The organism is Desulfosarcina cetonica JCM 12296 (assembly GCF_001311845.1).
In the GTDB taxonomy this organism is placed as follows: Bacteria; Desulfobacterota; Desulfobacteria; order Desulfobacterales; family Desulfosarcinaceae; genus Desulfosarcina; species Desulfosarcina cetonica.
Window position 1 is genome coordinate 1 of record NZ_BBCC01000215.1, and the last position, 9,799, is coordinate 9,799.

Annotated in this window: 7 protein-coding genes and 3 pseudogenes; 4 read left to right on the forward strand and 6 right to left on the reverse strand. The window is 56.0% G+C overall.

Annotation, left to right across the window (positions count from 1 at the left end; all coding sequences use genetic code 11):
• From JCM12296_RS29215 to JCM12296_RS46150, 3 genes and pseudogenes are all read left to right on the forward strand, one after another.
• The coding region (locus tag JCM12296_RS29215) for a molybdopterin-dependent oxidoreductase (protein WP_054700394.1) at window positions 1–1,863 on the forward strand (1,863 nt) is incomplete at its 5' end.
• A 166-nt stretch (window positions 1,864–2,029) separates the two neighbouring features.
• Window positions 2,030–2,533 (forward strand): annotated as a pseudogene (locus JCM12296_RS46145) (asparaginase domain-containing protein); the annotation flags it as partial.
• A gap of 154 nt (window positions 2,534–2,687) precedes the next feature.
• The gene (locus JCM12296_RS46150; RefSeq protein ID WP_246805072.1) at window positions 2,688–2,954 is read left to right on the forward strand and encodes a hypothetical protein; all 267 of its coding nucleotides are present in this window, start codon (window positions 2,688–2,690) and stop codon (window positions 2,952–2,954) included.
• A 235-nt stretch (window positions 2,955–3,189) separates the two neighbouring features.
• Here JCM12296_RS46150 and JCM12296_RS50990 read toward each other — a convergent pair.
• From JCM12296_RS50990 to JCM12296_RS29240, 6 genes and pseudogenes are all read right to left on the reverse strand, one after another.
• Window positions 3,190–3,441: pseudogene (locus tag JCM12296_RS50990) on the reverse strand (hypothetical protein); the annotation flags it as partial.
• Window positions 3,442–3,510: 69 nt separating this feature from the next.
• Entirely contained in the window at window positions 3,511–3,654 is a 144-nt protein-coding gene (locus tag JCM12296_RS39120) for a hypothetical protein (protein WP_157067996.1), read from the reverse strand.
• Window positions 3,655–3,799: 145 nt separating this feature from the next.
• Window positions 3,800–5,108 (reverse strand): annotated as a pseudogene (locus JCM12296_RS50995) (TRAP transporter large permease).
• Complete coding sequence (locus JCM12296_RS29230) at window positions 5,098–5,592, reverse strand: TRAP transporter small permease (RefSeq protein WP_054700396.1); 495 nt, start codon at window positions 5,590–5,592, stop codon at window positions 5,098–5,100. Before JCM12296_RS29230 ends, JCM12296_RS50995 begins: the two are co-directional and overlap by 11 nt.
• A 72-nt stretch (window positions 5,593–5,664) precedes the next feature.
• Window positions 5,665–6,795, reverse strand: a complete 1,131-nt coding sequence (locus JCM12296_RS29235) for a TRAP transporter substrate-binding protein (RefSeq protein WP_054700397.1) — start codon at window positions 6,793–6,795, stop codon at window positions 5,665–5,667.
• A gap of 64 nt (window positions 6,796–6,859) precedes the next feature.
• Window positions 6,860–8,542, reverse strand: a complete 1,683-nt coding sequence (locus tag JCM12296_RS29240) for an AMP-binding protein (RefSeq protein ID WP_054700399.1) — start codon at window positions 8,540–8,542, stop codon at window positions 6,860–6,862.
• A 351-nt stretch (window positions 8,543–8,893) separates the two neighbouring features.
• Here JCM12296_RS29240 and JCM12296_RS29245 point away from each other — a divergent pair, with 351 nt between their 5' ends.
• The gene (locus JCM12296_RS29245; RefSeq protein WP_054700401.1) at window positions 8,894–9,685 is read left to right on the forward strand and encodes an IclR family transcriptional regulator; all 792 of its coding nucleotides are present in this window, start codon (window positions 8,894–8,896) and stop codon (window positions 9,683–9,685) included.
• Window positions 9,686–9,799: the final 114 nt, after the last annotated feature.

The following is a 9,799-nucleotide window of genomic DNA, read 5'->3' on the forward strand; positions in this document are numbered from 1 at the left end:
CGACGGCATCCGTTGACCCGTGGTCGGGCCTGCGCCAAGGCGGCCCGCTACATCGAACGGGTCTACAGTCCGCAGCGAGTGCGCCACCCCATGCTGCGCGCACCCGGTAAGACGGGCGGCTGGCAGCGCGCCACCTGGAGCCAGGTCCTGGACCGGGTTGCCGAGAACATGGCGCAGATCATCAAGGCGGATGGTCCCGAGGCAATTCTCTACTACCAGGGGTATGGCGAGCGTACGGCCCTCAAACTGCTGAACCGTTATTTTTTCAATTTATTGGGAGGCGTCACGACCTTAAGCGGATCCCTGTGTGGCGGAACGGGCCAGGCGGCCCAAAACTTGGATCTGGGCAATCGCATCTCCCACGACCCCCTGGACCATTATAACAGCAATGCCGTCATCCTGTGGGGCCGCAACCCCGTTTCCACCAATATCGGCCTGGTTCCCATCATCCGTTCGGTACGCCGCCGCGGCGGCACCATCATCCTGGTGGACCCCTATCGGAGCCGCTCCGCCGGGCTGGCCGACCGCCACATCGCACCGGCACCGGGCCGCGATGTTTTCCTCGCCATGGCGGCTGCCAAACTGATATTGGACCAGGGCGCCGAATGCAAACGGTTTCTGCGCCAATGCAGCCGGGGAAACGATCGCTATCGGGATATTCTGAATCGCTTCGATTTTGACGACCTGTGCCGCCGGGCCGGTGTCAGCCCATCCGACGGTCACTTTCTCGCCGAAGTCCTGATCAATGCTGGGCCGACTGCCACCTTGCTCGGATGGGGCCTGCATCGTCACATCCATGCCCATTACACCATCCGCGCCATCGATGCCCTGGCGGCCATCAGCGGCAACATCGGCGTTGCCGGCGGCGGGGTCAGCCAGGGCTTCGAGGAATATGGCCCCTATGACGCCCAATTCTGGGGGGATCACCTCAACCCAAAGCGACGCACCCTGTCAATGCCCGTCATTGGCGAGGAAATTCTCAACGCGGTCAACCCCGCCATTCGCATGATCTTCACCACCGCCGCCAATCCCGTGTGCATGGCGCCGCATTCGGCCAAGGTGGCCAAGGCCTTCGAAAGGGCCGAAATGGTGGTTTATTCAGGCCATTTTATCGATGATACGGCCGACCAGGCCCAGGTTTTTCTACCGGCCACCACCTTCCTGGAGGAAGAGGACATCATGGCTTCCTACGGGCACAATTACGTGGGACCGGTCAACCCGGCCATCGCGCCCATCGGGGAGTGCCGTTCGGAGTTTGCCATGTTTTGCGGCCTGGCCCGTCGTCTCGGGATTGCCGATCGTTTCGAACGCCACGTGGACGAATGGCTGCAAGACCTGTGCACCCCCATCTGGCGGCAGGGGGGTTGCCTGGCAGACCTGAAGAAAAGGCCCTTTCGCCTGAACGCGCCCATGATTCCCTATGCCGACGGCAGCTTTCCCACGCCTTCGGGCAAGTTCGAATTCATGACTGCATTCGATCCGGCGGATCTAGGCGCGCAGGACGCCGATTATCCCCTGACGTTGTTAACCATCGCACCGCACCGCTTCATCTGCTCGGAGCGCAGCATGGCCGAGCATGACAGCCTGCCAACGGTCCTGTTGCACCCCTCGACCACGAACCGATTCGGGCTGGCGGAGCATGGCACCGGCTATCTGGTCAGTCCGGTCGGTCGCGTTCAGGTACGGATCAAAAATGATCCGGGCATGCGACCGGATTGCGCGGTGGCCGAACGTGGCGGATGGATCAAGGCCGGCCACGGCTTGAACCGCCTGACCTCCGACCGGGCCAGCCATGTGGGTGAGGGAGCGCCCTACTACGACACCTGGGTGACGCTCACCGCCGCGCCGTCAATGCCTTCCTGAAGGCCTGTTTTCAGCCCTCGCTTTGCTGCAATAACGACTTGATTTGGCCCGGCGGCCGATGCTACCGTCATTTTATAGCATATCAAGATATAGATGACATCCAGCAAAGGGCGCATCACCCCCCATGCCATCCACCCATCCACCCGACCCCGTCCTGCCACGCGTGATGGTGCTCGCCACCGGCGGAACCATTGCCGGTGCGGCGGCCTCGGCCGCCCAATCCGGATATGCGTCGGGGCAAATCGACATCGCGGCCATGCTCGATGCCGTACCCGAAATCCGGACCCTCGCCCGGGTAGAGGGCGAGCAGATTGCCAATGTGGGATCCCAGGACATGACCCTGGCGATCATGTGCCGGCTGGCCCAGCGCATCAACACCCTCCTTGAATCCGGAGACATCGACGGTGTGGTGGTCACCCACGGCACCGACACCATGGAGGAGACGGCCTATTTTCTCAACCTGACCGTACGCAGCAAGCGGCCGGTAGTGCTCACCGGGGCCATGCGTCCCTTTACCGCCATCAGCGCCGACGGCCCCCTCAACCTTTACAACGCCGTGGCCGTGGCCGCCGACGCCCAGGCAACCAACCGAGGCACACTGGTGGTGATGAACGATCGCATCCACGGCGCCCATTCCCTGACCAAGAACAACACCACCGCCGTGGAAACCTTTGTCTCCCCCATCAACGCTCATCGGGACGGTCAATTACGGCCTGACCGACTATTTCCACCGGCCCTTCCGGCGGCACACCCACCAGAGCGAATTTGCCATCGACGGCATCACCACCCTGCCCCGGGTGGACATCCTGTATGCCTGCGCCGACATGCCGGCGGATTTGATCGACTGCTCGGTTGGGCGGGGTGCCAGGGGAATCGTGGTCGCCGGCGACGGCAACGGCAACATGAACGCCGCCACCATCGAACGGGCCGCCAAGGCCGCCAAAGCCGGCATTGTGATCGTGCGCAGTTCACGGGTCGCCACCGGCACGGTAAGCCGCAACGTGGAGATCGACGACGACCGCCTGGCTTCATCGCCGCCGACGAGCTCAATCCGCCCAAGGCGAGGATTCTGCTCATGCTGGCCCTCTTGAAAAAGCGCACCCGCCGGCAGATCCAACGGCTGTTTTATGCCTATTAGACCACGATCTGATTTCTTTTCAACACGCTCCCATCGGGAAGTTGAAATGGCCGGTATTGCGGTGACGAGGCTGGATCATTTTCTGGCTTGTAAAGTTTCAGATAGGCTGGGTGTAGCACAGGTTTCTGGAGCGTCAGGAAGTGGGTGAGACCCTGTTCTTATCAAAAGTCACAGTAAACTTGTGATTATCAACCATTAATCTGGCTTCCTCGGCAACTAAAGATATGAATCCATAATCTGCAGAGCAAAACGAAAAAGATCATCATTAATTGTCTGGGCATCCCCCATTCCCAGGGGGGAACATCTTCGTGGGTGAGCACAGCTCTGACCCCGGTCAACCCATTGGCCCGGGACACATCGATGCGGGTGATGTCGGCGTGGGCATGGGGGCTCCTGAGAACTTTGCCGTAAAGCATCCCGGGGACCTTGATATCGTCAAAGAATTGGGCTTTTCAACGATGTTGCGGGCATCCTTGCGCGGTGTCTCCTTGCCGATATATCGATACGCGCTACTCATGGTCGTCTCCCTGTTGGGTTGCTTGGTGCACGGCATCCACCACTTCATAATGAGCAATGGCAACAGCATAATAGTCTTTCCCGTTGACGGTGAGGTGGATGGTGCCCTTTTTTTTCAGATCATTGTCTTGTTTCATCGTCTTTCTCTCCTTTCGATGCATTCTCGAAAAGGCTATCCTACCATTTGGGGACAACCGTTTTTTCCAATCGACGCTATCTCGGGCGTTTTCCTGGTTTGGGGGTGTCCAGACATGGCCGTATGGGGTCGCTAAACGGGAATAGTTACGATTGACCATAAACCAGGTTTGGCAGCAGCGTGGCAATCTGCGGAAAGATCAGCAGGAGTGCGGTAAGGACGATAATCGCCAGCAGGAAAGGCAGAATTCCTCTGTAAATCGTCTCCAAGGGGACTTCCGGTACAATCCCCTTAATGACGAACACATTGACCCCCACTGGGGGGGTGATAACGCCCATTTCTCCCACCATGACGATGATCACGCCGAACCAGATGGGATCGAATTCGAACCGGGTCACGATGGGAAAGAAAATGGGGATCGTGACCACGATCAAGGCCATGGAATCCATGAAGAATCCGCCGACGAAGTAAATCAGCACGATGATCCCCATGATGGCCATGGGGGGGATGGGCAGGTCGCCCACCCAGTCGGCCAGCATGAACGGAATGTTGGAGATGGTCAGAAAGTGACCGAAAACCGCTGCTCCAGTAATGATGAAGAGTACCATACAGGATGTCTTTAAGCCGTCCTTGAGTGCATCAACGGTTTTTCGAAAATGCAGCTTGCCCCTGAACAGGCCGATCAGAAAGGCGCCGAAGGCGCCGATGGCACCGGCCTGGGTAGGGCTGAACCAGCCCAGGAACAGCCCGCCAATGGTTAACAGAAACAGTAAAACAGCTTCCACGATCCCGCCCAGGGACGTGAGCTTTGCCTTCAGGCTGGTCCGTGGACCGGCGGGTGCCAGATCGGGTTTGCGCAGGCAGAGGATCACGACCGTGATTACGAAAAACAAGGTCATGATGATACCAGGCAAGATACCAGAGATGAACAATTTACCGATGGACTCTTCGGTCAGGATGCCATAGACGATCAGGACCGTGCTGGGGGGATGAGGATGCCCAGGGTGCCGGCCGACGCCACGGTCCCCGTGGCCAGCCGGTCGTCGTAGCCGTACTTCTTCATTTCCGGCAGGGCGATCCCCCCATGGTGGCTGCCGTCGCCGCGGTGGAGCCGCAAATGGCGGCGAATCCAGAGCAGGCCACGACGGTGGCGACGGTCAGTCCGCCCCGAAAATGTCCCAGCCACGTATAACAGGTTTTGTACAGCCGCTGGCTGATCCCCGATGCGTAGGCCATGGACCCCATGAGGATGAACATGGGAATGACCGATAGTGGATAGGAGGAGAGGGTCTCGTAGATATCCTGGGCCAAAAGGGTCAATGCCGATTCGATCCCGTTCAAATAGGCAAAGCCGGTGAACCCCACGAACGCCATGGCAAATGCCACCGGCATGCGCAGCATAAACAGAATCAACAACAAAACGATGCCAATCAAGCCGGTTGCTTCAGGACCCATGGGAGAATACCTCGATCAACGATTGGATCAGATTCAAAAGGGCGGCGATGCAGGCCGGAATGAAGGCTGCCGCCGCGCCATAGACAAATGGATACAGCTGAATGCGGATGGTGGGACTGACCTCGCCATAGGCCTTGAAGTCGAATCCATGCATGAACAGCCGCCAACTCATGGTGACGAACAACGCGAAGACGAGGCCATGAATCAGGCACCGGCTGATTTTCTGAATCGGTTTGGGCAAAAGGGGCAATAAAAACTCGACGGTGACATGCCGGTGGGCGGCAAAGGAAGCCCCCAGTGCGAAACTCATGCTGATCAACTGGGCCAGCATCATCAGATCCAGCGAACCGGGAACGGGTTTCAGAAACACCTTGGCGCCCACCACATCCACGGTGGTGAGCAGCATCATGAAAAGAAAGGCCACGAGCCCCACGTTCTCAACGACCTGGCAGAACGAATCATTCCATTGCTTGATGGTTTTCACTGAACGCATAGGCTCCTGCTTTTTAAGATGGAACCGGTGAAGGTCGCAACCCGTCAAGACACACTCCGCATGTCAGCATTCCGATCGCTTCGCCGACATGCGGAGTGGCAATCGTCTATTCCCGTACCTCGTCAGGGCCTTGGGTGGATTTGATGTGCAAGGCCTTTTGCTGTTCGAGAAGCTCGGTCTTGCGCGTTTTAAAAACGCGATCCACGATTTGACCTCATCCTCTTTGAATCCCTTGTCGACCATGCTCTTCACGTAGGCATCGAACACCGGCTCGACGGCCGTGATCCAGCGATCGAATTCCGCCTGGGACAGTTCGATAAACTCGACACCCTTTTGTTTGCCGAAGGCCTCACCCGGGAAATCCGAGGCGTTCCAGACCAGGGCGAACTTCTCCTTGTATTCTCCGCACAGACGATCGAAGACGGCCTTTACGTCGGCGGGTAGCTTTTCATACTTGCGTTTGTTCATGGCAACGTAAAAGGGATAGCTGGGGCCTACGTTCCATGAATTGGTCACGTAGGGGGTCACTTCGCCGAATTTGAACGCCCGGACCCCCTCCATGCCGACGAAGACGCCGTGGATCACGCCCTTGGCGATGGCGTCGTAGGTCTCCACGATGGGCGTGGGCGCCGGTGTGCCGCCCAGCGCGGTAATGACATCGGCCATGCGACCCGGCGCCCGAATGATCTGCCCCTTGAAATCATCCATCGTACGGATGGGTTTGGTGCTGGCTAAAATCGATGGACTGTTGGCGTGGAACCAGAGGGGGACCACCGAATCCCACTCTTTGGGTTTGTATTTGTCGTAGAAGTCATTCATGGCGATGTTGGCGACCCAACCGGTGGGATAACCGATAGGCAATTCACAGACCTCGGTCACAGGAAACCGACCGGGGGTATAGGAGATATGTGACAGGCCGATGTCGACAATCCCGGTTTCGATGGCTTTGATCATGGAAGGTGCCTTGGCCAGTGACCCACCCGGGAAGAATTGGACCTTGACCTGTCCATGGGTCTGCTCTTCCAGATCGGCGATAAATTGCTCACATGCCTTGGTCGTCCCGTGGGGGCCCGGCAAATAGGTGGCGAATTTCAGATCGATGACCTTGGGCGCCGCGGAAAGGTTTCCCTGCGGTACGATCAGCAACAGGGCCAAGAGGGCAATACTTCCGACTGCGGTCTTCTTGCTACGCATGGCGTTCTTCCTCCTTCGGGTTGTTGGATGAGCCACTGAATACAACTGATGTGGGCGATAGAATTTACATCACCGATATCTGAACTCCATTCAACTCGTTATTCAGCTTCATTTCAATATCTTTTTTCAACGCCTGCTTATCTAATTTCTGTGCAGCCGTAACCGGCACGGAATCGATGAACTCGATGCGCTCCGGCAGTTGCAGCACCGATGCCTGCTGTTCCTTGAGAAACGTTATGATGTCATCGAACGTCAGCCGGGCCGCTTCCCTTGTTTCGATATAGGCGCATACCCGTTCCCCCATTAGAGGGTCGGGCATGGGGATGACCGCCACCGCAGCGACATCCGGATGGCGACCGATCAGGCCTTCGATTTGTGTGGCACTGATGCTTTCGCCCCCTCGGTTGATCATTTCCTTCACCCGCCCGGTAATGGTCACATAGCCCCTGGCATCGATGGTGGCCAAATCTCCGGTCCGAAAGTAGCCGTCCTCGTCGAATACGTTGGCGTTCTCTTCCTGATTGTCATAGTAGCCCGAGAACATGCATGGTCCCTTGACCAGCAGTTCCCCCTGTTCTCCCGCAGGAGGCGTTTGCCCGAAAACGTCGACAATTTTATAGTGGTCATATGGAAACGTGGGCCTGCCGACGGTGCCGCAGATGGTATCGTAGTCGTCCACGGTTCGGGTGATGCACGTCATTCCTTCGGTACCGCCGTATCCGTTGTAGAATTTCATATTGAGCGTATCCATCACCTCCCTGACCAGATCGGGGTGACTGGCCCCGCCGCCACTGTGCATCTTTCGCAGGCTGCTCAGATCGTATTTGTCGAGATCTTCGAACTGAACCATCCGCTTGGCCAGGGTGGGCACCCAGATAATGGCGGTAACCTTCTCCTTCTCGATGGTTTTACATATCTCCTCATTATTCGTCGTGGAGAGAAACACCACTTTCCCCATGGTGATCACGCTGCCCAACAACCCTTTGGTAAACGACAGATCGTGTCCGATGGGGCCGGCAATCAGGTTGACATCTTCGCAATGCTGATCCCAAGAGAGAGAGCAGGATTCCACGCAACATGCCAGGCTGTTATGATTGCGCGGTACGATCTTCGGCGCGCCCGTGGTTCCCCCGGTGGGCCCCATGTGGGCAACCTGCATGGGATCAGGATGGCGCCGAGACAACGCGGAAAGCGTTTCTTCATTCAGCGCGGACTGTTCAATCAACGTTTCGAGGATAGGGGAATCACGTCCCTCGATTCGTCCGCGTACCGAAATCACATGCGTCATCTCTGGATGTGCCTTACAAACATCGTTGACGATGGGCGAAAAATCGACCTTACGGGTTCTCCAGGGGAGGATCCACGCCGTCGCGCCGGTAATTCGAATGAGCCGATCGATTTCGAATTGTCGGTATCGCTCGATCAAAAGTACGGGCACCGCGCCGATTTTCTGGCATGCAAAATAGGCGAAGACAAATTCGTTCCAGTTGGGCAGTTGAATGAGCACGCGATCCAGCGTTTCGATACCCAGTCGCATGAGTCCGATGGCGAGCCGATCTACTTTTTCCCTGGCCTGTCCGTAGGTATACCGGCTGGTTTCATCCACGAACGCTTCCTTGTCCGGATGCATGTCTGAAGCCCTGTCAAACAGATCTCCGAGTGTGATTCCGCACCACCACCGTTTATCGATGTATGTCTTGATGTCTTCTTCTCTGTAAGGTGGAACGCCTTTCAATAGTTGCCCCATTGTTGTTCTCCTGATTGGAAACGAAGGCTTTCCTTTTCGGGGAAGATTCATTTTGACCACTTTCGGGATGGACCGCCGAAAAACAACAAAATGATCATATTGTAAACAGTCGAGCATAATATGAACAGCTACCACGAAGAGATTATAGCGTCAAGTAATATAAAATTTTTGTAAATATTATGAATATTATTCATAATTGAATTTTAAACATCCCAAGGAAACGGATCAAGGGAAATGGATTGCATTTCCCGATGCCAGAGGGGTATTTTATTGGTCTCAGTGGTTATATAAATACCAACTTAACCTGAGATACGAAATCGCATTGTCCAAACCATGCAAAGGGCCAGGGTGATGAAAGATAACGGTCAAGCCAAACCCACCTATTATGTGCAGTCTGTCGACCGCGCCATGGATATCCTCGAATGTTTCACTTTCAAACGAAAAGAGCTGACCCAGGGCGAAATCATTCAACAGACCGGGCTAAACCGAACGACGGTCTTAAGACTGCTGTCCCATTTATCCAGTCGGAATTACCTGAAGTACGATAGTCAGACGAGGCTGTATCAACTGGGTAACAAAATGCTGGAATTGGGGGGGATTGCATTATCCTCGATTTCGCTACGAAAGATTGCGGGTCCCTATTTGACAAGGCTGCGCAACGAGATCGGGCATACGATTCTTCTCGGTGTGCGGATGGAAGACGATCTCGTTTACGTGGACAAACGGGATGGAAAGGGCGTCATGGTGACGACATCGGAAATTGGCCGGCGGAGACCGTTGCATTTCGGTATGTTGGGCATGGTGCTAATGGCGTATCTGCCGAGAAAGGAACAAATGCGCATCATCAAGAGACATCCCCTCGAGCATTACACCTCCAAATCCATTACCAACGATGAGGAATTCATATGCAGATTGGATGAAATCCGGGAGGATGGCTTCTACATCGGAAGAGAAGACGTTTTCGAAGGCATCGGGGGTGTTTCCGCGCCCGTACTGGACCAACGTGGCAATGTCGTCGCCGCGCTGGGATTCACAATGATTTTATCGTTACTTGATCGAAAGGATGTCGTGGCCGAAACGGTTGAGAAAGTGAAAAGTACCGCACTTGCCATATCGGCGGGCCTTGGCAACAAAGTGTGCTGATTACACTTGCGGGTACTGTACCGACGCCCACAACCGAAAATGAAAATGCGGTTTTCCAAAAAGCTCCAGTAGTCGCGTTCCCCATGCTCCATCTTGGGAGGGGGGACGTGGGAG